This is a genomic window from Algoriphagus sp. TR-M9 (assembly GCF_027594545.1).
Classification (GTDB): Bacteria; Bacteroidota; Bacteroidia; order Cytophagales; family Cyclobacteriaceae; genus Algoriphagus; species Algoriphagus halophytocola.
The window spans coordinates 244832-267103 of the sequence record NZ_CP115160.1 but is presented as its reverse complement, the minus strand read 5'-3'; the positions used below and the strand labels follow the sequence as shown (position 1 = coordinate 267103).

The window sequence follows — 22272 nt, the reverse complement described above, 5'->3', positions numbered from 1 at the left end:
CGGCAGATTAAAAATCTATTTGCTATTATACCTTGTTTTTGCTGTCCATGACTATAGTGACTGGCCCGTCGTTCACTAAAGCCACTTTCATATCAGCACCAAATTCACCGGTCCCGATGGGCCTCCCAAGTTCTGATTCTAAAGTATGGATCATCTTTTCATACAAGGGAATCGCAATATCAGGCTTGGCTGCTTTGATGTATGATGGCCGATTTCCCTTCTTTGTACTGGCATGAAGGGTAAACTGCGAGATCAACAAAATCTCTCCTGCTATATCCAACAGGCTCTTGTTCATTACTTGATTTTCGTCGGGAAATATCCTCAGATTGATAATTTTCTTCGAAAGCCAGGTGATGTCCTCTTCCGTGTCAGCCTCTTCTATTCCCAGCAAAATCATCAAGCCGGTTCCAATTTCGGCTTTGACTTGTCCATCAATTTTTACAGAGGCTTCGGATGCCCGTTGGATAACTACTATCATTTGCTTAGGTCTTGCATTTCTCCAGAGGAGATTACTTCTACAGAATTTGATTTTTGCGCCAGCGCAGTTTTTACTAGCGCTTTGGCGACTTGGTAATCATAGATAGGTCGGATGTTTTTAAACAATTTCAACCATACGAGAGGCTTCATGAGGATGGTCGCCACCTGCTCACCCAAGCGGAATTCATGTCTGTTCCCCAATAATAGGGATGGCCTGAATAACCCCAGATAATCAAATCCAACTGATTTCAAGTCACTTTCTGTTTTGCCTTTAGTCTGGCTGTAGAAAATTGAAGAGTTCGCATCTGCACCAGAAGCCGAGACATAAAGAAATTTCGAAGCATTCAGGGATTTAGCCCATTTGGCAAATTCGATGACCAGATCATGGTCAATCGCATAAAACTTCTCCTTAGATCCAGCCTGCTTAATGGTAGTCCCTAGCGCTGAAAAGGCATGAACTTCGGCAGTCTTTTCTGCTAAAGCTTCCAGAAGTGAATTATGCTCACCTCCCAAACTCTGTGCTCGAACCTTTTCCTCCCAATCCCAATTCAACAACTTAGCCATATCGCCCTCTATCTGTACTAGCTTCTGCTGCTTAATGGCCAACTTCCTTCGACCAACGCTCAATACATAATCGTAGTCTTCATTTTTAAAAAGCTGGTGAAGAATAGCCTTGCCTACAAGACCGGAACCTCCGGATATCAGTGCGATTCGCATAATTTATATAGTTGAAGCAATCAAAGGAGTGAGTTCCTCCGCGATCGCCTTATTTTTATCCCTTGCGTACCACAGATGCGTGCCGTCAGCAAACTCCTTTGGGGTAATATTCTGCGGATCGAGTTTATACGCTTTCAATCTATCTTGGAGAAATTTTGGCCTAGGCCCCCATACAAAAAGCTCCTTGCTCAAATCCGCACTTAATGCTATCAAAATGGGTATGGATCTGGCCCCTTCTGTCAAGTAGGCATCCATGAGTTCTGGATTTTCATCCCGCAGTACAAACTTCAGCTCAATCAAGGGATTCATGCCTGCGAGTTTGGCCACAAAGGGCATACTCTGTGCGGCATCTCCACACCAAGCCTCCGTGATCACCAGCCATACCTGCGGAGATGAAATGGAGCTGACTATTTTCTCCAGTTCGGGGGCTACCTTCACTGTTTTGTCCCAACGTTTCATGCGCTGCATGCTCATTTTGGTATAGTTCAGGTAGCTTTCTGACTGATTAGCCCCGGTGGTTTTATTTTCCTCCAAGAGGGCAGCGATCATGTTTTTATACTCGGAATAGTTCATAGCTGAAGCTATCAATTCCGGGGTAATCAGTTGCACTTGTTGGTCTAGCATAATAATGGATTTTGGTGGCTAACAGGTGGTGCTATCCTTGAGTTCTCTCCCAGTCCAAAAAATCGCTGACTTCGTCCTTGAGCTTGGCATAAATAGCCAAAATTACAGAAAGGTCGTCAGCAAATCCAAACACTCCCAGAAAGTCCGGGATCATATCAATAGGCGAAACAAAGTACACCAAACCCAGCAGGAGCAGTCCCAAAGTACTCATTGAAAGCTTATGCGTTCCGTTGAAATGGGCTTTGATCATCCGGATAAAAACCGTGATAGGTTCTACCAGTTTCTTGACCCGGGAGTTATCCCCTGCCTCCACCAGTCTGTTTTTCACACCGGCCACAAGCTCTTTCACCTTTTCTTCCTGTTCGGCTAGATTTTCTGCTTGCTTCCCAAAAAGTACTTTGGCTCGGGCTAGGGTTTCATTTGCTTTATCCTTCAGGCTCATGGCTTAGAAATAAATATTCACTTCGGACTTCACTTGCTTCAACGCATATGCCACGGCATCGTTTTTTTGCTCCAGTGCCTGCGCAAAAATCGCTTTGGCCATATCTATACCGGTAGCCTCTTCATGCAGTCTTTGGCGACTTTGGTTCAAAATGGTATTCACTTCTTCCACAGCCCGCTTGACAGCCTCCCAGGTTTCTTCCGAAAAATAGACCTGCTGGGAAAAGTTATGGTTAAACTCCTCTCGCACCTCTGCCAGTAGGATGGTGTGCAATTCCCCCGCAGAGAGCCCGCCAGGGTTGGAGCGGCGAACCAGATTATTCGGGGTGATCCTTTCCAGAAACAAAGCCAGGCGTTCAGCTGCCTGAAGCCTGATCGGAAGAATTTGCTCCGTGTTTTTGGTTTTCAACTCCACCAGCATTTTTTCTCTTTCCTTAGCAAGAAAAGAAACCACCACCAGATACATGCCATACAATACAATACCTGCAGGCAGTAGAATTTTCAATAAATCGACAACGTAGTCCATATTTGGAGATTAAAGCTTGAATTTGCACAAATAATCCCTGTGACAAAATCAAAGGGCATGTAAATTTGCAGGCAAGCGAACCAATTCCCTGCCAAAATCATTTCCCTGACATGATAATCCCAGTGAAGATCACCGAAAAGGCTGAAGCCGAGATCAAAAACATAATGACCACCAAAAATATTCCGGAGGACTACTTCCTACGGGTAGGTGTGAAAGGTGGGGGATGTGGCGGAATGGCATATGCTCTGGGTTTTGACAAGCCCAAAGAAGATGATCAGCAGGTAGAAATCGCAGGAATACCCGTGCTGATTGAGAAAAAACATTTTATGTTTCTGATGGGAATGGTCATTGACTTTTTTGATGGGGAAGAAGCCAGGGGATTTACTTTTGTAAACCCAGACATCCCAAAGCGTCACGATCAATAAGTATTGGAGGTATTTCGGAAAGACTTTTATTCCGGTTGATCTACTCCCAAAAGAGTTGCAGATTAACAAAAATGGCATTCAAGGGCGAAATTGCTTTCATCCGCGGTTTGGAGGTCAGCTCCCGAATGATTTTCTTTTATTTTTACCTATTATTAGGAAGAAAAAATTCCTCCCTGATGAAAACCACTATACTTGCTACCCTCCTGATTCTTATTAGCTTCACAGCTTTTCCTCAAGTCAAACACCTAGTAGAAGGACAAGCCCCCGGAAAGGGCAATGTTTCCGACTTGGGCTGGATTCAAGGCTACTGGACAGGTCCGGGACTCGGAGGCCAATGTGAGGAAGTCTGGATGCCGGCATTGGACGGGCACATGATCGGAACCTTTAGATTTTGGAATGATGGGAAGCTGGTGTTTTCAGAATTTATGCACCTCATTCAGGAAGGTGAAACCTTATACCTGAAGCTGAAGCACTTTGGAGCAGATCTTAAACCTTGGGAGGAAAAGGAAGAATGGACGGTTTTCCAATTGATTGAAATGGGCGAAAATGTAGTTTACTTTGACGGACTGACCATGATGCGTAGATCCGATGAGCTGGTCATTCAGCTTACGCTCAACGATGAGGAAAATCAGCATGCCGAGGAATTCCGCTATCAAAGAGGCGAACTTTAGGCAATACTCATTACCACAAAAATCCACTTCACGCTTAGAGGTATTTCAAAAAGAGATTTTTCAGTACAGCCAGATCGTATTTATTCAGTTCTGATTCCGTATCATTTTGGATAAAATGAATCTTAAAAGCCCTAATGGCAGCTTTAGGATCACTTACATCATAACCTATGACCCGAAGGGCAATTATAGGGTCAAAGGAATCTTGGGGCAAGGAATCCGAGCTCTCCAAAGCAACTGAAGTAGTACTCCCATCACTCATCAGAGCTTCATTTACTTTATCCTCATCATACCAAAGCCCAAATCCCTCTTCGGCAAGCTTTTTCCAAGGGAAATAGCTACTGGGGTCTACTTTCCTGGTCGGAGCGATATCCGAATGCCCGATAAAGTTTGCGGCCGGTATGTTAAACTTCCACTTGAGCCGCTTGAGAAGCACCAACAAACTCTCTATCTGAGCCGCTGTGAAGGGCTCATTGCCATTGTTGTCCAGCTCAATACCTATGGATGAAGAGTTGAGGTCGGTATCATTCCCCCATTTCCCCCTACCTGCATGCCAGGAGCGCAGGTAATCATTCAACATCTGGACGATCTCCCCGCCTCTGCCCACTACATAGTGCGAACTCACCTGAGTTCTGGGCATAGTAAAAGTGCTAATGGTCTGAGCCAGGGAATCCTGAGCGGTATGGTGGATGATGACAAAATTGGGCTTTCTGATGCTGAAGTTCGTGGTCCCCACCCATTCATCAGTGATGCTGAGCGTATCGTAATCCAGTTCTGCCTTTGTTTTTGGGATTTCTTGGATGAAAGCTGTGGCTTCTTTGACCGCTTTTTTATGGGCTTTGTTGTTGGCTTTGTAAATGTCTTTGGAGCAAGAAACAAAAGCGAGCGAAATACAGAGGGATAGTAAAGCGGAAGTAATTCTAGTAAAACTCATGAGCGGTACAGTTAATGAGAAATCGAAACTACAAGTATTGTACTAAGCCTGAAAACCAGCTATAGAAAAGTTCTGGAAGTGGATAATAACCTTTGAGGTTTTTTTGAACCTCGAAGGTTTTAAAAATGTATTTTGCAAAAAAACCTTCGAGGAGATCCCGAAGTTTGGCGACATTCGGGATTACACCTCAAAGGTTAAAAAAAGTCCTGCTTCCGAAAAAGCAGGACAATATGTGGAGAATCTAAATCCCCGAAAATCTGGGCTATTTATCTGCGGAACTCTGAGGGGAATTTATTACAAGAAATTAGGCCTATCCAGCTTTTTACCTATCCGGAAAGCGGCATTCATCAAGCCCACATGCGAATATGCCTGTGGAAAATTGCCCCATTGAGAACCAGTCTTCTGATCCACATCTTCTGAGAAAAGATTGAGGTGATTACAGTATTTGACCAGGGTCTCAAAACCCTCCACAGCCTCATCCAGTCGTCCCACACAGGCTAGCGCTTCGATGTACCAGAATGCGCAAATGAGAAATGTAGTCTCTGGCACACCAAAATCATCCATGTGCTTATAACGATAGAACAGGAAGTCCTTTGCCAGCAATTCATCCTCCAGGGCTTTCAGGTGATCATTTGCACGTTCCAAGTCGTCACCAAAATACCCCATGGTAATCAATTGAAGTGTGGAAGCATCCATGTAGGTAGAACCCAAAGCCTGACCGTAGGCTTTTCGCTCAGGCAGGTAGCATTGCTCTATTTTATCTACTGCCAAATCCCGGAGCATGATGGCCTTTTGATACATATCATCATCCTTTAGCCGTATACCTATTTTTGCGGCAGCACAGGCTCCTGCCCAGTGAAACAGAAAAGTATAACAGTGCTCCTGAGCGAGGTTTCTAAACTCCCAGAGTCCTGCATCTTTTTCATTCATAGTGGCTTCAATTTTATTGAGCAGGTTCATAATCATGGGTCTGGAGCTACTTCGCTCTTCTTCCGTAAATCGCTGATCTGAATACAAGGGAAGAAGTGAAACCAAGACCTGCCCATATAGATCATTTTGGATGTGGGTATAAGCCTGATTACCAAAGCGAACGGGTTTATTTCCCAGATACCCGTCCAGATCGGAGATTTCCTCAGTGAGCAGGGAGTCACCTGTGATGGAGTACAAGGGCTGGTAGCGTCCATCCTCTCCAGGTCGGAGATTATGGATGAATTCAAAGTATTTCTCCAGCTCCTCGAAGTGCCCCAAACTATTAAAACAGGTCAAAGTGTAATAACTGTCCCTGATCCAGCAGTACCTATAATCCCAGTTTCGGGTGCTATTAGGAGATTCAGGTAGACTAGTGGTCGAAGCGGCTATGATCGCTCCTGTATCCTCATACTGGTGAATCTTCAGGATCAAGGCAGAGCGAAGGACCAGCTTTTGGTGAAAATTTGAAATGCTAGTGGATTTCACCCATTCCTGCCAATAGGTGGTGGTAGCTTGAAGGAAACGCTCACAGGTAGTCTCTATAGGCGCTTCCAAGGGCCTCCCATAGGTCAGTACCAGGTATATGGGCTTATTGAGCGCAAAGGCTTTCCCATCCATAATATAGCTTAGGGGAGCATTGGTAGAGAGTCGAAGCTCCTGATCGGTATCCATAAACCGGATATGGTTACTCCCCATGCTTGACTTCAGCAGCCTGGCTCCGTGCTCTGCTGAAGGTTGGCATTTGATCAGAATTTTGGGAGATCCCTCCAGAGCTTCGATCTTACGGATCAGCATCAGGGGCTTGTAGTAGCGATCAAAATTTTTAAATCTCGGGGCAAAATCCGTGACAGCATACTTATCCTCACCTGATGTTACGGTGGTTTTCAATACATTGGTATTTTCCAGGTATTCCTGAGAAGTATTCAAATCACCTGATTCTGGATGAATGGTGAATTCTCCACCTTTTTCCCGGTCGAGCATTCCCCCAAAAATAAAATCAGAATCGAATCTGGGCAGGCAAAGCCAGCTGATATTGGTGTCCAGTTCCACATGGGCGATGTAGGCACAGTTACCGATCACCCCACTTCCATAGGTATGTTTTTGCATTAAGGTCAGGTTTGAAGTTGAAAAGTCTGGCTTTTGGGTCAGGATTCAAGAAAGCAAAAAAGGGGATAGCATGCAAAAATCCTGTACTCTATTCCGCCTACTACCTCAGTAAATCCATAATTGAAGTAGTACAAATCAAATTCATGAGACCACCATCATGATGCTCTATATGCTGACAGTAAAAAATTATCCCGCTTTAAAAATCAAATTCGACCAAAAAAAGCACTGGGTTTCCCTCTTTTTCCAACTTATTACCAAGATTTCTTAATCTATCAAACTGAGGTGAATTACCTTTATAACTTTCTATACCTGCTAAAATCCTGTCGGGTGTTGCCTTAAAAACAAATTTATCTCCAATAACTCCGACAGGAAATGCTTTTGGGTCGAATGTAATTTCATCTACTAAATTTGACTGGCGGAATAATATAGATTTATAGAGGTGACCAGTTAATATCATATCAAGTCAGCAATGTAGATTTTCTCCTTACTGACCATTCTGGTGATCAAATTGTGGAAGATGGTAGCTTTATTCTGTGCGATTAATCCGGTAGGAAAACTCACTTAGGTAGCGGTTAATGTGTCTTTTGCTTACCCAGGAAAACGTCGTCCTTAACCATGATTTTATCTGATGGATCATGGTGTGAATTGCTTTGAAATTTAAGCCCAATTCACTGGGGGTCTGTTTGATGGTAAAGTCTTTTTTGATAGGACGATACCCTTTCCACTCGTCTGTTTGAACTTGGGCTTACTTGTCGATGTAGCTCTCAAAGATGGGACGTAGTGATTTGGCCGAGAAATCCTTGATCTGTAATGCATACAACCGTTTGCTTTTCCTGCATCAGTAAGTTCTACAGCACATACCACCTTCTCTTTCTTTCCTCCATAGCTCCTTCCAGTATGCCCGGCCTCTTGGCCTCCTACGACGAATTCGTCAACATGAACTTCCCCTTTCATGGGATGATTTCCGCTCGATTTCATGGCCTCACGTACTTTATGCATGAAACTCATGGCTGTTTTACGGTTAATGCCATACCGCTTGGCCATATACATCGCAGAGAGACTTTTGGTACTTGTGCTCATCTCAAAGCAGATATAAAATGCCTTTACAAGACCAAATTTGACTTTATGGAAAAGGGTGCCTGCACCGGCACTTTCAGTATCGCTACATTTGTTGCAGGTACGAGCATAATCTTTCCGGATTTGACTGCCATGGTGGCCACACTTCCGGCACGTAAACCCGGCTTTCCACTTGATTTCTGCCAAGTACTTTTTACAGTCTAGTTCGCTTTGGAACCTTTTACTGAACTCTATAAGCTCTTGCCCTTTGAAAATATCCATTATCTGCTTGTTTGAAAGCATAAATATATGAAATTAAGCGGACACCTCTATACATAAAACATAAATAATTAAGCCCAAGATTTCAATACTTGGGCTTAATTTCAAGATACAATAAATTTTATTATTTTATTTTAGATGCTTGATCATGGGTATTGAAACTTACTTCAAACCCTTCAGACGATAAAGGTGGCGCATCGTAATAATACACAGAATCACTTTTCAAATTTAAATATTTAAAATCTGGCTCACCCATTACATTTAAAACTTGCTGTTTGGACATACCATTTTCAACCAGTTTAAAATTTGATTTGTTTTTCACTTTAGTAAATATGTCTTTCGACAAAAAGAAACAAACAAGAATCAAAAAACTTCCAAATATAATACTAACTTTTTTCCAAAATTTCATATATTTTTAATTTATCAATACCAATCACATTGTTCTGGAGTAGTAATATCATTCCTTTTTGAAGCATCATATATGAATTGCCTTAAAAAATCAGTGGTATACTCAGGAGTAGAATGGATTGCCCCTCCAAACTGCTTGAAGAAAGAATAACCTAATTCATTAGAGAAAAAATCCTGTGAATCAAAAGCACTTTCTTCGGAAGACAACCATTGTAATATTTCAACACTTTCACCTACTGCTCTGCCATATCTTCCAATTACCAACATATGTCGCATATCAATAATAAGATTTGGATTTAAAGGATCTATTACATACCTGTATGATGTTAATGGACCTCCTGGCTGGGAACCAAAACCCGAGATACTCAAATCAGGGTTATCTGTAACAATGTCTTCATAATCAACACCATTATAATAATCCTCAAATTGTTCAAAAGTTACAGCACCTCCATGAATATTCCCCATCTCAGTACAATTTCCAAATTTAACTCCCCAATCAAAACAGGGCATACCTTCAAAACAGTTCTCAGCAATTAAATATCCACAAAGAACCCATAGATTAGGTATTGTCGGATGCAATTCATAGCAATGCTCTTCTTCTTCAGGTGGATTCGGCCCTCCATCACCTGGAAGACTACCTCCTCCTCCAATTGGAGGACCAGTCGGATAATTTTCATCCTCAACATATGTAAATTCACAAGAAATTGTATAATCAGTACCTAAATACAAATCTGGTCCTGCTTGTTCTTGCCACCAAGTAATTGTCTCATACTCACAAGTAAAATAAATTGTCCCATCTACTCTTTTATTCGAAGAATTTCTATCGGACGATTGTCTTATAGTTCGAGATACCTTACCATCTTTATAAGCCCATCCTCCGAGAAATTTATTATCTGAATCGAAAAATATTCTCTCACCATTAAAATCTTCAGATGTTTGAAGATAATTTAATTCATCCAAAGTTTCTTTTGAACTTGAATTTTGATTTTGAATTGTTAACAATGAGTAAATTTCGTAGTCGTCATTGGCAACAGGAAAGAATAAAATTGAATTTTGAATCATTTTAAATTTATCTTCCTTGCTTCCTACTGATCTAAAGATATCTTTATTCTTTGTATTTAAAACTTCAACTACTTCTCTACCATCTTCTAATTTATGAATTTTGAATTCCTTCCAATTGGGATTCATAACTATCATTTCATTAATTCGAGAGTTTGGCTTTGAAAAGACCCTGCTTTCATTAAACCAAGTTCTTACTTTTTCGACTTTACTGTTCTTAATATTATCAAAACCATCACTGTGTTCAATTACATTACACCCTTGAAAAAAGATTAAGATTGATACTAAAAAAAGATAAGATTTACATTTCATTTGATAAAATTTAAATTTAAAATAACTAGAATATTATTTGCAAAGCAGAAATCATAATCCCAAATTCATTTTATTGATTATAAGGATTTTGAATTTTTACAAATACAACTTCTTATCCCGGATGTAATCCCTCAGCTCAGGAAATAATTTTCGTCTTGGCAAAAATCCTGTCCTCTAATGAAGCTTAGAAAAGAAGTTAATAATCAAACCGGACCAGATTCGGCTCACGGTCTACAGTTACGCTATAGATTGCCTTATTCTCCTCATCCACTGCTATGCCATATACTGGATAGTCTAGCTGATATTGGTTTAAAATATTTCCATTATAATCAAATTCAAAAACCCGGTTGAGGCTTTCCGGACTTCCTAACTCACGATAAGGCTTGCCGAAAAAGAGAGCAAAAAAAGATTTTTCCCCAGGGTAAACATCTAAATATCGTTCTGTTGAATTGCTTGCAAGATCAGGTACTTGAAATCCATCCCAATGCCCTATTCTAAAATCCTGAATTTCTTGGCTTGGCCCATATATAGTTAAAATAGAATTGTCATTTAAATCAACAACATCAATATAATCAATGCTTATCCCTGCCATAACCGCTTTCTTTCCATCTTTTGATGTCTTTAGTACCCCTTGAAATAAACTACTTACAAAATTAGCATCCAACTCATCTGGCTTTATCCCTCTAGGTAATTCTCTATTTGCAATCATATCTTGCCAACTGCCAAAGAGAGCCAAAGTATCACCATCAATATTCAAATGAAGGTATTTAGTCCAACCGTCTACAGAATTCCCTAAAATACTTTTGGTTCCTGTCCATGTTGTGCTTGTTAGAAAGTAACTTGTTTCAGGGGACTTTATTTGATCTACGGCCAATAAAGAAGAGTCAGAAAGATCAAATTTGGAAAAAATCCTCATTTCTGGATCATAAGTCCAAACCATGCCTTCTTCTCCGACATCTTCTATTTGGGTAATGACAGTTACTTCACCAGGCCCCATTCCATCTTTGCCTTTGGATCTGAGATATTTCCCAGTTTTTAAGTCTATCACATGAATTTTATTGCTCTCAATACTTTTTCTTTCAAATACAACTGCATACTGATCTTTTAGCATTAAACCGCGCGGGTTAATAATTTCAGGGATATTATATTTTTTACCTTGAAGTTGTATAGGGTTGGGAAGATCTTCTTCAGTAAAATAAACATCTGTTCTAAAGTCTTCATTAGAAGAGCATGCAAAAGATGAAGAGAGTAGGAATAAGGAAAGTAGTGACTTAAAGAAATTCATATAGGTTTTTAAAGGAGAAAAAGTAGGAGAGGTAGTCTCCTACTTTTAAAAATTAAGAGCAAGTCGATACACAGCTGGTCCATGAAGACGCTGCAATTAGTCCAGCATAAGGATGTGGACATGATCTGGATGAGGCACAACAAACCCCTCCATAAGAATTAGTAGGACTGCCAGGTGGACATGGTTCTTCTTCTACTTGTGCCACAACACCTAAACTGCTGAACATCATATCCCCCATAAAGACCATTCCAAATAATAATTTTTTCATAATAGAAAATAGTTAATGATTGTTTAAAAAATCCCGGCCGGAATCAGGTCTCACTTAAGACTTCGGTATAAGTTTATTATTTTTTTTTTAATCGCAAGGATTAGTTTGAAAATAACTTAAAAATAGTTTACACAACGTAAAAGTAGATGTAAAATACAAATAGCTTGAATTCAAATGATTACCGACTTACAAATACAACTTCTTGTCCCGAATATAATCCGATACCCCTTCAGGAAGTAGGTATTTGACAGATTTGCCAGCCAAGATAGACTTGCGAATAAAGGTCGCTGAGATATCCAGAAGTGGAGCGTCGATCAGTTTGATATTCGGATGCTCAAAAGTCTTGGCCTCACCCGGACGCGGATAGACGAAAATCTCATAGTCATCCAAGATAGTTTGATAATTCTTCCAGCGCTTTAGCTGGCTGAGATTGTCAGAACCTAAAAATAAGCAGAATTGGTGCTGTGGGTATTGGTCAGTCAGATAGGCGAGGGTATCGATGGTGTAGCTGGGCTTAGGCATGGCAAACTCCACATCACAGGCCCGGAAATGAAAATTGTCCTCAATCGCCAGCTCCACCATACGCAAACGGTCAAACTCGTGGATTAAAGACTGACGTTTTTTCAGCGGATTTTGCGGACTGACCACAAACCACACCTCATCGAGATCGGTTCGGTCGTGCAGGGTATCGGCGATGATCAGATGGCCGATATGGATGGGATTGAAGGAACCGAAGTATAAGCCTACTTTCACAATCCTATCGTGCTATAAATTCCCGGACCAGGTATTCTGCCTCGGCACTGGACTTCGCAAACTCATCATTCACCACTGTCACATCAAACTGTGGCTCAAACTTGGCCTCAAACTCTGCTTTAAATATTCTACGGGAGAGGGATTCCTCCGTCTCTGTGCCCCGGTCGTTCAGTCGGGTCTTGAGTACTTCTAAGCTCGGTACTTTCACAAATATGGCCAGCGCTTGCTCACCAAAATACTTTTTCAGCGCTAGCCCGCCTTTCACGTCTACATCAAAGATCACTGCTTTGCCGGAATCCCAGATTCTTTGGATCTCCTCTTTCAGTGTGCCGTAGAAGTTGCCCGCATAGACTTCTTCCCATTCGATGAAGTCATCGTTGTCAATGTGTTTTTTGAATTGTTCCTGGGTCAAAAAGTAGTAATCCTTGCCGTGGACTTCGTGCCTGCCCCGCTTATCACGGGTGCATGCAGATATGGAAAATCCCAGATTTGGGATATTTTGGATCAGATGCTTCACCAGTGAAGTCTTCCCTGATCCAGAAGGGGCTGAAAAAATAATGGCTTTACCTTGTGTCATGCTTTACTTTATCTCCTGGATCTGCTGGCGGATTTTATCAGCCAGTTCAGTAGGAACGGCGTGTTTGGTACACTTTGTTTTCAATACATCCCGGATAGCCTGCTCCAGGTGATAATGCTCAAAGCATGGCTGACACTTGGCTAACTTTTCCTTGAGGACTTCCTTGCCGGAATCCTGCAGTTCTCCGTCTAAAATGCTTTCCAGCAACTCAAAACATCTGTTTTCGTCGCTGCACTGCATCTTTCGCTCTCCGGATGGGTTGTCATTCATTTCCATGGGTAATATTTTTAATTATTCCTCTTCGTCCGTGTTATAGCCCATATTCTGGGCATATCCTTGAAGTTTTTCTTTCAAAAGATTCCTCGCTCGGTGCAGTCTGGATCTTACTGTCCCAATAGGGATATCCAGAATCTTCGCCATTTCTTCATAAGTAAAACCTTCCAGGTCGCAAAGGATAATCACTGTCCTAAAATCCACCGCAAGGCTATTGAGCGCATTTGAGATCTCATCTCCTAGCATATCCTTTACGGACTCGGCCCGCAGATCGCTAGTGCTTTGGTAGTGAACATCATCCGAGTTGTAATAAGTTTCAACTTCCTGATAATCCACCTTTGCGGGCTGCTTGGATTTCTTGCGGTACTCATTGATAAAGCTGTTTTTCAGAATCCTGAAAAGCCAAGCTTTGGCATTGGTACCCTGCTCAAATGAGTTGATAAAACGATAGGCCTTCAGGTAAGTATCCTGCACAAGGTCTTTGGCATCATCCTCATCAAAGGTGAGCCTGTAGCCAAAATTGTACATGGAGTCTATGTGAGGCATAAACTCTCCATCGAAGATGGCATTTTTCTCTTCCTGAGAATATTTTCTGCGCTGAACTTCCGACATAAGTTTCAAAAGTAACAATTGGGTCAATTTATAACTAGGAATCGGAAAGAATTCGTTCGATTTCGTTTATTTTGTTCCATGGTTTGGCTGTTCCCGGCCTTAGATTCCACCCTGACATAGGCGTATGTTTTTCTTCAGAATGCTTTCCAGGCTTCCTCTGCCTGTATTATATCTATTTTCGGATCTGCTATATCTGATCGCCAGGTATGTGATCAGCTATCGCAAAAAGGTCATTGATGAGAATCTGAAATTTGCTTTTCCGGAGAAATCTGCGGAAGAGCGAAAAAAAATCCGAAACAAATTCTACCGGAATTTCACCGATGCATTCTTTGCCGAAACCATCAAAATGCTGACCATTTCGGAAGAAGAACTGCGGCGAAGGTTTCAGGTAGTAAACCAGGAAATCGTAGATGCTCCGGTGAAAGCCGGTACAAGTTCCCTGATGATGGCAGGGCATATCTTTAATTGGGAAATGGCCATACTCGGAGTGGCACTTCACACAGAAGTGGATGCGGAGACGGTGTACCTCAAGCTGAACAATGACTTCTTTGACCAGTTGATGTTAAAAATCCGGACACATTTTGGCGGAATCATGACGGAGAAGAAGGCTTTTCGAAGAAGTATGATTACTATGCGCAGCCAACCTAGAATTGTACATTTGGCAGCTGATCAGCGACCTCCGGTTTCGGACAGCAGGTACACCCGTGAGTTCATGAACCGTCCTGCTTTGTTTTTCGAAGGTGGGGAAGTATTGGCAAAGAAGATGAAGCTACCGGTTTTCTTTGGCACCATCACCAAGGTGAAGCGCGGACATTATCGTTTTGAGTTTGAAAAGCTGGCGGAGCCTCCCTACACGGAGCATGCTGCACACAGCATCACCGATGAATTTTGCCGAAGGCTGGAAGAAAACATCAGAAACCAGCCGGATCTATACCTTTGGAGTCACAAGCGCTGGAAAATATAAGTTTAAAATTAAAAGTGTGAATGTTTAAAGTGATAAGCGCCAGACAGCCCCTCTATCTCCCTGTCTCCTGATTCGCGATTCTTGGCTCTTAGATCTACATTGGACTGGATATATAATTTAAATGATGATCCGCAATGATGCCAGTCACCTTAGATCCTTCGCTTATCTGGCCGGAAGACCGAAGACTCTCTCAGGAGCACGACAGGCTGAAGTGGCCTCAATTCTAAAGTTTAACAGTGCTATATTGCTATGGCCTCCTTACTGGCAGAAAAGCGGATATATAATAATTAAAACTGGATATTTGACAATAAAGTCCTGACACCTAAATCTTGATACTAGCTACTTGAATCTTGATTCTTTGATCTTGGTTCTTGAATCAAATAAAAAATGGATTACCTCGAAGGCTTAAACCCTCCTCAGCGAGAAGCTGTAGAACATACAGACGGACCCGTGATGATCATCGCAGGTGCAGGATCTGGCAAAACCAGAGTACTGACCTACAGGATCGCGCATCTGATTTACTCTAAAAATGTAGACCCTTTCAGTATACTGTCACTGACCTTTACCAACAAGGCTGCTGCCGAAATGCGGCACCGGATAGAATCCCTGGTGGGGCTGGATGCACGCAATACCTGGATGGGGACTTTTCACTCTGTCTTTGCCAAAATACTGCGGGTGGAAGCGGAGAAAATCGGCTACCCTTCTAATTTCACGATTTACGATGCAGATGATTCCAAATCCCTGATCCGAACCATTGTGAAAGAAATGCGGCTGGATGATAAAGTCTATAAAGCCAATGCTGTACTCTCCAGAATCTCCGGAGCCAAAAACCGCCTGATCACCTGGAAAGCTTATCAGGATGACCCTTACGTCAAAGCAGACGATGAGGCAGCTATGAAGCCAAAAATGGGTGAAATCTACCAGCGGTACCAGGACCGGCTATTCAAGGCCGGCGCCATGGACTTCGATGATTTGCTGTTCAATACCAACGTGCTGTTTCGTGACCACCTGGACGTATTGAATAAGTATCAGCAACGCTTCCGCTATGTCATGGTGGATGAGTTTCAGGATACGAACCTTTCCCAATACCTGATTACTAAAAAGCTTGCGGCCGTCCATCAAAACATCTGTGTAGTCGGCGACGATGCACAGAGTATTTACGCCTTCCGGGGTGCGGATATTCAGAATATCCTGAATTTCGAGAAGGACTACCCGGATCTGTTTGTGGTCAAGCTGGAGCAAAACTACCGATCCACCAAAAATATAGTGGAAGCGGCTAATTCCATCATTGACAAGAATAAAGCGCAGCTGAAAAAATTAGTCTGGACTTCCAATGATGATGGCGACCTGATCGAACTGGTCAAAGCTTCCTCTGATAATGAAGAAGGGAAAATCGTGGCTCAGACTATTTTCGAAGAGAAAAACACCAAAAAACTGAGCAATAGTGACTTTGCGATTTTATATAGAACCAACTCACAGTCCAGAGCCATAGAGGAAGCCCTACGCAAATTAAACCTGACCTATAAAATCGTAGGTGGGCTTTCCTTTTACCAAAGAAAGGAAATAAAAGACCTCATGGCTTACATGCGCTTCACGGTCAATCCCTCCGATGAGGAAGCCTTTAAGCGAATAGTCAATTATCCCAAGCGGGGTATCGGCAACACCTCGGTAGATAAGCTTTTGATCGCTGCCTTTGATCACGATATGCCGCTCTGGGAGGTGGTACAAAATTCGCACAGTTTTCTGGGAGGGCGAGCTGCCAGCCAGCTGGCGGACTTTGCCACTATGATCCAGGCATTCCAAATCGAAGTGGAACGCAAAGATGCTTTCGAAGCGGCCAATAGTATAGCCAAGCAAAGTGGGCTATTGCGGGAGCTGTATGAAGACAAAACCATAGAAGGCCTCAACCGCTACGAAAACGTACAGGAACTCCTAAATGCCATCAAAGAATACGTGGACAATGAAGAGAATGAAGATAAAAGTTTGGGTGCATTTCTTCAGGAAATCGCCTTATTGACGGATAATGACCGAGACAAAGACACGACTGACGCCATCACGCTGATGACCATTCACTCGTCGAAGGGATTGGAATTTAAGCAGGTCTTTGTGGTGGGAATGGAAGAGGATCTTTTCCCTTCTCAGATGATGATGCAAAGCAGAGAAGATCTGGAGGAAGAGCGCAGGCTGTTTTATGTAGCTACTACGCGTGCCATGGACAAATTATACTTTAGCTATGCCCTGACACGTTATCGATACGGCAGGTTACTCAACTGTGAGCCGAGCAGATTTCTGGAGGAAGTCAATCCGGATTGCATCAAGGTAAACAAAAAAGTGGCTGCTAAAGATATGCCCGGGGCCTTTAGACGGGAAGGTTTGCCAGGCAGCAGCGAATCTACTGGGTTTATAGGCATAAAGAAAAAACCTGCCTCCAGGATGCCGACTCAGATGAAGGTACATACACCTAGCCCGGATTTCAAACCTTCCAATACCAACAATCTGCAGGCGGAGCAATTGGTGGAGCATCCGAAATTTGGCTTTGGAAAAGTACAAAAAATTGAAACAGAAGGACTTAACAGAAAAGCAACGATTCAGTTTGAGCATTTTGGTGAAAAGACATTATTACTTAGCTTTGCGAAGCTCAGAATTATAGACTAGTCACCTGCTCCCCTGCCTTTTGGTAAATTTTTCCTTACCTTATACAGTGCTAACTGTGGGATGCAATATGGAGCAAATTGAATTAGACAAACCAGAACTCATTTTGAAAGAATACGGCAAAAATGTTCAACGACTCGTTGATCACATCACGGGTATTGAAGACCGTGAGAAGCGCACACAAAGTGCCTACACTGCGATAGAAATCATCAAGCAGCTGAATCCTTCCCTCAAGCAGGAAAACGATCAGAAACTTTGGGATGACCTGTTTATCATGTCAGACTTCAAACTTGACGTAGACTCCCCCTTCCCCATGCCGGAAAAAGAACTCCTGGGCAAGAAGCCCTTGCCGATAGGCTATCCTAGCAGCGAGATCAAATTCAAGCATTACGGTAGGAATATAGAAAAACTCATCGAAGGAGCCATTCAGATCGAAGATGATGAAGAGCAGGAAGCTGCGATTATTTTCATCGGGCAATTGATGCGAAGTTTTCATTCGACCTGGAACAGGGACAATTTTGACGACGCCATCATTCTGGATGATATCAAGACACTCTCTAAAGGTAAACTCCACATCGACCTGGAGAAAGTAAAGGAAAACGGGCTATTTGAATCCAACACCCGAAGAGACTTTAAGCTACCTTTACAAAACGATCGCAAAACCACCAAAAACAAGCGGTCAAGCCACAGTAATAAACGCCGGGGAAACGGCCACAACAAAAAACGTAGAAATTAATGGGATCTTTTCGGGTCAATGGGGGAATCAAACTCAAAGGCGAGATCATTCCCCAGGGAGCTAAAAACGAAGCACTTCAGATACTCTGCGCCGTACTCCTCACGCCAGAGAAAGTAACAATCGAAAAAATCCCAAATATCGTAGACGTCAACAAGCTCATCGAGCTGCTGTCAGATATGGGAGTGAAAGTCACCAAAGAAGGCCCTGAAACCTATAGCTTTCAAGCCGATGAGGTAAATCTAGCGTACATGGAGACCGAAGATTACCTGAAAAAGGCTTCATCGCTCCGCGGCTCGGTCATGTTACTTGGGCCGTTGTTGGCCAGATTTGGCAAAGGCAAACTTTCCAAACCCGGAGGCGATAAAATAGGCAGGAGAAGAATGGACACCCATTTTACAGGCTTCCAAAAACTCGGTGCCAAATTCCACTACGATTCCAAAAACGAGATTTTTCATATAGATGGACAGGACCTAAAAGGTAGCTACATGCTGCTGGACGAAGCCTCTGTCACCGGCACCGCCAATATCGTAATGGCTGCCAGCATGGCCGAAGGAGAAACCACTATCTACAATGCAGCCTGCGAACCTTACCTGCAGCAGCTCTGTGATATGCTTAACCGCATGGGGGCAAAAATCACTGGAGTAGGCTCAAACCTGCTGAAAATCCAAGGTGTAAAAAAGCTTGGGGGCACTACACATAAGATGCTTCCAGACATGATTGAGATCGGTTCATTCATAGGGTTGGCGGCCATGACCCAATCTGAAATCACCATCAAAGATTGCCAAATACCTCGTCTGGGCATAATCCCGGACACCTTCAGACGAATGGGGATCAAGCTGGAGTTCAGGGGAGATGACATCTTTGTACCTGCGCAGAAGCATTACGAAATCGAAACTTTCATTGACGGGTCCATCCTTACGGTGGCTGATGCCATCTGGCCAGGATTTACACCGGACCTCTTGAGTATAGTCTTGGTGACAGCTACCCAAGCCAAAGGAACTGTTTTGGTACATCAGAAGATGTTTGAGTCCAGGTTATTCTTCGTGGATAAACTGATCGATATGGGAGCGCAGATCATCCTCTGTGATCCGCACCGAGCTACGGTAATCGGTTTGGACCGGAAAACTGAGCTTAGAGGAATACGAATGACTTCCCCTGACATACGAGCTGGAGTAGCATTGCTGATCGCAGCGCTTTCTGCCAGTGGCACTTCTATCATAGACAATGTGGAGCAAATCGATAGAGGTTACCAAAATATAGACGAGCGATTGAAAGCCCTGGGTGCCGATATCGAGCGATTGTAACATTTCTAATTTCCCCGAGGCATAACAGATGTCTCAGGGGCACCTTTTTAAAATAAATCAACTTACTCTTGGCACAGGAGATTAGCGTAAAAAGGGATTTACCTGAAAACCTCAGTTCGCAGGACAGGGAGTTGTTTGAAGACTCACTACAGACCAATTTTTTGGTTCTGCCCCTGCTCCATCTGAAAAAAGTAGCCATCCTGCAGGATACGGTTTTTTGTCCTAAAAAACTGAAATTCTATGCCACACACACCCATGTGAACTCTCTGGGATTTCTGCCGCTGGCAAAGCGAGTGGTCCATTGCTTTCCAAAGAAATGGAGAAAAATAGACCATGGAATCTGGATAAAAGATGAATGGAGTGCCAATTACTTCCATTGGATGACTGATTGCTTGCCGAGACTTTGGATGGGACTGGAACAAGGGATCTCTGACCGCGTGATCCTCCACGATTCCTTCCAGCATATCCCCTACGTTACTCAGAGCCTAAAACTCCTACAGATCAACCCACTTTATTATCATTCCAAAGAAAACCTTTGGGTGGAAAACCTGATTTTAACGCCACGCACAGCCACCTTCCCTAATTTTAACATCAAGTACACCCGTAAAACCAGAGCCGTATTTTCCCCCAAAGCAAGTAAGCCCCCGCATAAAAAAATATATGTGAGCCGTAAACTTGCCCCCAAGCGCAAAGCTCATAATGAACTGGATGTTGAGCTTCTGGTGAGGAAAAAAGGGTATGAAATAATCTATGCCGAAAAACTCAGTGTAAAGCAGCAAATAGATCTAATGGCTGAAACCAAGACCTTGGTGGCCTTACATGGCGCTGCACTCACCAACATGTTATTTATGCAGGAAGGCCAAAATGTAATAGAACTGCGAAACATAGGTGACAGTGAAACACAATGCTACTTCAATCTCGCTAATGCCCTGAAGCTGAATTATTTCTACACACTGAACCAAGGAGACTTCCACGACACGATCATGACTGACTTTACCATAGACCTTCAGGCATTGGAAGAAGTTCTAGACCTCTTAGAAAAATAATACCCCAACCTTTCTTCTTTGACTCCGCTCCTTTTCGTATTTTTTGGTAAATTCTAGCTCAAATTGCCAAAATAACCTATATGTCTAAGAAGAAATTACGAAGTCAAGATTGGTACGGACGTACCGGAAAAGACGGATTTATCTATCGCTCCTGGATGAAAAACCAGGGATTCCCACACCATTTATTTGAAGGAGACAAGCCTGTGATCGGTATCTGTAATACCTGGTCGGAGCTCACTCCCTGCAATGCACATTTTAGAGACCTGGCCGAAGCACTCAAGCGAGGCATCTGGGAAGCTGGTGGATTCCCGCTGGAGTTTCCCGTAATGTCTCTGGGAGAATGTTCGGTAAAACCTACCGCCATGCTCTTCCGAAACCTGGCCAGCATGGATGTGGAAGAAAGCATACGTGCCAATCCTATGGACGGCGTGGTTCTGATGTGCGGATGCGACAAAACCACCCCTTCCCTGGTGATGGGAGCAGCATCTGTAGATATTCCTACCATGGTACTCTCCGGAGGACCTATGCTAGTGGGTAGATTTAAGGGAAAAAAAATTGGAACCTCAGATGTCTGGAGATTTGCAGAGGACTTCAAGCTGGGCAAAATCTCCCAAGAAGAGTTTATAGAAGCAGAAGCAGCCATGTCTCGCTCTGCAGGCCACTGTGCCCCTATGGGCACGGCCTCCACGATGGCAGCCATGGTAGAATCCCTGGGCCTATCACTTCCCGACAATGCCACCATTCCGGCAGCAGATTCTAGGAGAAAAGTACTGGCACATATGACAGGAATGCGCATAGTGGAAATGGTCAACGAAGACCTGAAAATGAGCAAAATACTGACCCGTAAAGCCTTTGAAAACTCCATCATGGTCAATGCCGCTCTGGGTGGCTCTACCAACTTTATCCTTCACTTGACGGCTATTGCCAAGCGGATAGGAGTGGACTTAGATCTCACGGATTTTGACAAGTTCTCCTCTTTAATCCCGCTGATCGCCAATGTACAGCCCTCTGGGGAACACTGGGTGGAGGATCTTTTTTACGCAGGAGGACTCCCAGCCGTAATGAATGAAATCAAAGACCACCTACACCGGGACGCCATCACAGCAAACGGTAAAACCATTTTAGAAAATATTGAGAAGGCTGAGTGCTATGACAGAAATCTAATCGGAACCTTTGAAAAACCCATCAAACCTGACTCAGGAATAGCAGTACTGAAAGGCAATCTCTGCCCCAATGGGGCTGTAATCAAGCCATCAGCTGCATCCCCTCATTTGTTGACGCACACAGGACCGGCTGTGGTTTTTGAAGACATAGATGATTATAAAGCCAGAATTGATTCCCCGGATTTAGAAATAAATGAGAATTCAGTGATGGTCATGAAAAATGTGGGACCAAAGGGCTACCCAGGAATGCCGGAAGTAGGAAATATGGGCTTGCCGCAAAAGCTGCTGGCCAAAGGCATCAAAGACATGGTTCGGATTTCTGACGGGAGAATGAGTGGAACTGGCTATGGTACGGTAATCCTTCACGTATCCCCGGAATCTGCCATTGGAGGGCCTTTAGCTTTGGTACAAAACGGAGATATGGTAGCGTTGAATGTACCTGAAAGAAGCCTTAATCTGTTGATTTCCGAGGAGGAGTTTGAGAAAAGAAGAGCAGCTTTTAAGCCCTTGAATCTACCTTACGAGCGGGGGTATGTCAATCTGTTCCTAGATAAAGTTAATCAAGCCCATGAAGGTGTGGATTTTGATTTTCTGAAGGGAAGTTCTGGATCTGAAGTTAAAAGAGACTCTCATTAAT

At 43.1% G+C, this 22272-nt stretch carries 23 protein-coding genes and 1 pseudogene; 8 read left to right on the top strand and 16 right to left on the bottom strand.

Going from position 1 to position 22272, the window contains the following annotated elements:
* Window positions 1-25: 25 nt before the first annotated feature.
* From dtd to PBT90_RS01280, 5 genes are read right to left on the bottom strand one after another with little or no spacing between them, the layout of a single operon-like run.
* The gene (dtd, locus tag PBT90_RS01300) at window positions 26-478 is read right to left on the bottom strand and encodes a D-aminoacyl-tRNA deacylase (RefSeq protein WP_264808557.1); all 453 of its coding nucleotides are present in this window, start codon (window positions 476-478) and stop codon (window positions 26-28) included.
* Window positions 475-1194 carry an NAD-dependent epimerase/dehydratase family protein gene (locus PBT90_RS01295; protein WP_264808556.1) on the bottom strand — a complete coding sequence of 240 codons (720 nt, stop codon included), beginning with the start codon at window positions 1192-1194 and terminating at the stop codon, window positions 475-477. Before PBT90_RS01295 ends, dtd begins: the two co-directional genes overlap by 4 nt.
* 3 nt (window positions 1195-1197) lie before the next feature.
* Complete coding sequence (locus PBT90_RS01290; protein ID WP_264808555.1) at window positions 1198-1818, bottom strand: thioredoxin family protein; 621 nt, start codon at window positions 1816-1818, stop codon at window positions 1198-1200.
* A gap of 31 nt (window positions 1819-1849) precedes the next feature.
* Window positions 1850-2260 (bottom strand): YkvA family protein, encoded by a 411-nt coding sequence (locus PBT90_RS01285; RefSeq protein WP_270131159.1) that lies wholly within the window; start codon window positions 2258-2260, stop codon window positions 1850-1852.
* A gap of 3 nt (window positions 2261-2263) precedes the next feature.
* Window positions 2264-2785 carry a DUF7935 family protein gene (locus tag PBT90_RS01280; RefSeq protein WP_264808553.1) on the bottom strand — a complete coding sequence of 174 codons (522 nt, stop codon included), beginning with the start codon at window positions 2783-2785 and terminating at the stop codon, window positions 2264-2266.
* Window positions 2786-2895: 110 nt separating this feature from the next.
* On the opposite strand from PBT90_RS01280, the gene PBT90_RS01275 reads away from it, so the two are divergent.
* Entirely contained in the window at window positions 2896-3210 is a 315-nt protein-coding gene (locus PBT90_RS01275; RefSeq protein WP_264808552.1) for a HesB/IscA family protein, read from the top strand.
* Between the two features lie 176 nt (window positions 3211-3386).
* Window positions 3387-3881, top strand: coding sequence for a DUF6265 family protein (locus tag PBT90_RS01270; protein WP_270131156.1), 495 nt, complete (start codon window positions 3387-3389; stop codon window positions 3879-3881).
* A 34-nt stretch (window positions 3882-3915) separates the two neighbouring features.
* Here PBT90_RS01270 and PBT90_RS01265 read toward each other — a convergent pair whose 3' ends face one another.
* The 11 genes and pseudogenes from PBT90_RS01265 to PBT90_RS01215 form a co-directional block, all read right to left on the bottom strand.
* Window positions 3916-4812: an N-acetylmuramoyl-L-alanine amidase gene (locus PBT90_RS01265; RefSeq protein WP_270131154.1), complete on the bottom strand. Its 897-nt coding sequence runs from the start codon at window positions 4810-4812 to the stop codon at window positions 3916-3918.
* A gap of 294 nt (window positions 4813-5106) precedes the next feature.
* Window positions 5107-6888 carry a glycoside hydrolase family 15 protein gene (locus PBT90_RS01260; protein ID WP_270131152.1) on the bottom strand — a complete coding sequence of 594 codons (1782 nt, stop codon included), beginning with the start codon at window positions 6886-6888 and terminating at the stop codon, window positions 5107-5109.
* A gap of 196 nt (window positions 6889-7084) precedes the next feature.
* The gene (locus tag PBT90_RS01255; protein ID WP_270131150.1) at window positions 7085-7345 is read right to left on the bottom strand and encodes a hypothetical protein; all 261 of its coding nucleotides are present in this window, start codon (window positions 7343-7345) and stop codon (window positions 7085-7087) included.
* Window positions 7342-8226: pseudogene (locus tag PBT90_RS01250) on the bottom strand (IS1595 family transposase). The gene PBT90_RS01255 and the pseudogene PBT90_RS01250 overlap by 4 nt, the downstream one beginning before the upstream one ends.
* A 121-nt stretch (window positions 8227-8347) precedes the next feature.
* Window positions 8348-8632 carry a DUF3192 domain-containing protein gene (locus tag PBT90_RS01245; protein WP_264808547.1) on the bottom strand — a complete coding sequence of 95 codons (285 nt, stop codon included), beginning with the start codon at window positions 8630-8632 and terminating at the stop codon, window positions 8348-8350.
* 14 nt (window positions 8633-8646) lie between these two features.
* Window positions 8647-10002 (bottom strand): hypothetical protein, encoded by a 1356-nt coding sequence (locus PBT90_RS01240; RefSeq protein ID WP_264808546.1) that lies wholly within the window; start codon window positions 10000-10002, stop codon window positions 8647-8649.
* A 196-nt stretch (window positions 10003-10198) separates the two neighbouring features.
* Window positions 10199-11287, bottom strand: coding sequence for a TolB-like 6-bladed beta-propeller domain-containing protein (locus PBT90_RS01235; RefSeq protein ID WP_264808545.1), 1089 nt, complete (start codon window positions 11285-11287; stop codon window positions 10199-10201).
* A gap of 454 nt (window positions 11288-11741) precedes the next feature.
* Window positions 11742-12308 carry a nicotinate (nicotinamide) nucleotide adenylyltransferase gene (gene nadD, locus PBT90_RS01230; RefSeq protein WP_264808544.1) on the bottom strand — a complete coding sequence of 189 codons (567 nt, stop codon included), beginning with the start codon at window positions 12306-12308 and terminating at the stop codon, window positions 11742-11744.
* A gap of 4 nt (window positions 12309-12312) precedes the next feature.
* Window positions 12313-12885, bottom strand: coding sequence for a guanylate kinase (gene gmk / locus PBT90_RS01225; RefSeq protein ID WP_264808543.1), 573 nt, complete (start codon window positions 12883-12885; stop codon window positions 12313-12315).
* A gap of 3 nt (window positions 12886-12888) precedes the next feature.
* The gene (locus tag PBT90_RS01220) at window positions 12889-13161 is read right to left on the bottom strand and encodes an anti-sigma factor (RefSeq protein WP_264808542.1); all 273 of its coding nucleotides are present in this window, start codon (window positions 13159-13161) and stop codon (window positions 12889-12891) included.
* Window positions 13162-13176: 15 nt separating this feature from the next.
* Entirely contained in the window at window positions 13177-13770 is a 594-nt protein-coding gene (locus PBT90_RS01215) for a sigma-70 family RNA polymerase sigma factor (RefSeq protein WP_264808541.1), read from the bottom strand.
* A gap of 124 nt (window positions 13771-13894) precedes the next feature.
* On the opposite strand from PBT90_RS01215, the gene PBT90_RS01210 reads away from it, so the two are divergent.
* From PBT90_RS01210 to PBT90_RS01185, 6 genes are all read left to right on the top strand, one after another.
* Window positions 13895-14734 carry a lysophospholipid acyltransferase family protein gene (locus PBT90_RS01210; RefSeq protein WP_264808540.1) on the top strand — a complete coding sequence of 280 codons (840 nt, stop codon included), beginning with the start codon at window positions 13895-13897 and terminating at the stop codon, window positions 14732-14734.
* 387 nt (window positions 14735-15121) lie between these two features.
* Window positions 15122-17389: an ATP-dependent helicase gene (locus PBT90_RS01205; RefSeq protein WP_264808539.1), complete on the top strand. Its 2268-nt coding sequence runs from the start codon at window positions 15122-15124 to the stop codon at window positions 17387-17389.
* A gap of 67 nt (window positions 17390-17456) precedes the next feature.
* A complete protein-coding gene (locus PBT90_RS01200) occupies window positions 17457-18122 on the top strand; it encodes a DUF4290 domain-containing protein (protein WP_264808538.1) in 666 nt (221 codons plus the stop codon).
* Window positions 18122-19426: a UDP-N-acetylglucosamine 1-carboxyvinyltransferase gene (murA, locus tag PBT90_RS01195; protein ID WP_264808537.1), complete on the top strand. Its 1305-nt coding sequence runs from the start codon at window positions 18122-18124 to the stop codon at window positions 19424-19426. The genes PBT90_RS01200 and murA overlap by 1 nt, the downstream gene beginning before the upstream one ends.
* 68 nt (window positions 19427-19494) lie before the next feature.
* Window positions 19495-20472 (top strand): glycosyltransferase family 61 protein, encoded by a 978-nt coding sequence (locus tag PBT90_RS01190; RefSeq protein ID WP_270131145.1) that lies wholly within the window; start codon window positions 19495-19497, stop codon window positions 20470-20472.
* An 80-nt stretch (window positions 20473-20552) separates the two neighbouring features.
* Entirely contained in the window at window positions 20553-22271 is a 1719-nt protein-coding gene (locus tag PBT90_RS01185; RefSeq protein WP_264808535.1) for an IlvD/Edd family dehydratase, read from the top strand.
* The last annotated feature ends 1 nt before the right edge of the window (window position 22272 follow it).

Excerpts from the sequence above, each read along its gene's own strand:
- dtd (WP_264808557.1), bottom strand. The coding sequence starts at position 478 with ATGATAGTAGTTATCCAACGGGCATCCGAAGCCTCTGTAAAAATTGAT.
- PBT90_RS01295 (WP_264808556.1), bottom strand. The coding sequence starts at position 1,194 with ATGCGAATCGCACTGATATCCGGAGGTTCCGGTCTTGTAGGCAAGGCT.
- PBT90_RS01290 (WP_264808555.1), bottom strand. The coding sequence starts at position 1,818 with ATGCTAGACCAACAAGTGCAACTGATTACCCCGGAATTGATAGCTTCA.
- PBT90_RS01285 (WP_270131159.1), bottom strand. The coding sequence starts at position 2,260 with ATGAGCCTGAAGGATAAAGCAAATGAAACCCTAGCCCGAGCCAAAGTA.
- PBT90_RS01280 (WP_264808553.1), bottom strand. The coding sequence starts at position 2,785 with ATGGACTACGTTGTCGATTTATTGAAAATTCTACTGCCTGCAGGTATT.
- PBT90_RS01275 (WP_264808552.1), top strand. The coding sequence starts at position 2,896 with ATGATAATCCCAGTGAAGATCACCGAAAAGGCTGAAGCCGAGATCAAA.
- PBT90_RS01270 (WP_270131156.1), top strand. The coding sequence starts at position 3,387 with ATGAAAACCACTATACTTGCTACCCTCCTGATTCTTATTAGCTTCACA.
- PBT90_RS01265 (WP_270131154.1), bottom strand. The coding sequence starts at position 4,812 with ATGAGTTTTACTAGAATTACTTCCGCTTTACTATCCCTCTGTATTTCG.
- PBT90_RS01260 (WP_270131152.1), bottom strand. The coding sequence starts at position 6,888 with ATGCAAAAACATACCTATGGAAGTGGGGTGATCGGTAACTGTGCCTAC.
- PBT90_RS01255 (WP_270131150.1), bottom strand. The coding sequence starts at position 7,345 with ATGATATTAACTGGTCACCTCTATAAATCTATATTATTCCGCCAGTCA.
- PBT90_RS01245 (WP_264808547.1), bottom strand. The coding sequence starts at position 8,632 with ATGAAATTTTGGAAAAAAGTTAGTATTATATTTGGAAGTTTTTTGATT.
- PBT90_RS01240 (WP_264808546.1), bottom strand. The coding sequence starts at position 10,002 with ATGAAATGTAAATCTTATCTTTTTTTAGTATCAATCTTAATCTTTTTT.
- PBT90_RS01235 (WP_264808545.1), bottom strand. The coding sequence starts at position 11,287 with ATGAATTTCTTTAAGTCACTACTTTCCTTATTCCTACTCTCTTCATCT.
- gmk (WP_264808543.1), bottom strand. The coding sequence starts at position 12,885 with ATGACACAAGGTAAAGCCATTATTTTTTCAGCCCCTTCTGGATCAGGG.
- PBT90_RS01220 (WP_264808542.1), bottom strand. The coding sequence starts at position 13,161 with ATGGAAATGAATGACAACCCATCCGGAGAGCGAAAGATGCAGTGCAGC.
- PBT90_RS01215 (WP_264808541.1), bottom strand. The coding sequence starts at position 13,770 with ATGTCGGAAGTTCAGCGCAGAAAATATTCTCAGGAAGAGAAAAATGCC.
- PBT90_RS01210 (WP_264808540.1), top strand. The coding sequence starts at position 13,895 with ATGTTTTTCTTCAGAATGCTTTCCAGGCTTCCTCTGCCTGTATTATAT.
- PBT90_RS01205 (WP_264808539.1), top strand. The coding sequence starts at position 15,122 with ATGGATTACCTCGAAGGCTTAAACCCTCCTCAGCGAGAAGCTGTAGAA.
- PBT90_RS01200 (WP_264808538.1), top strand. The coding sequence starts at position 17,457 with ATGGAGCAAATTGAATTAGACAAACCAGAACTCATTTTGAAAGAATAC.
- murA (WP_264808537.1), top strand. The coding sequence starts at position 18,122 with ATGGGATCTTTTCGGGTCAATGGGGGAATCAAACTCAAAGGCGAGATC.
- PBT90_RS01185 (WP_264808535.1), top strand. The coding sequence starts at position 20,553 with ATGTCTAAGAAGAAATTACGAAGTCAAGATTGGTACGGACGTACCGGA.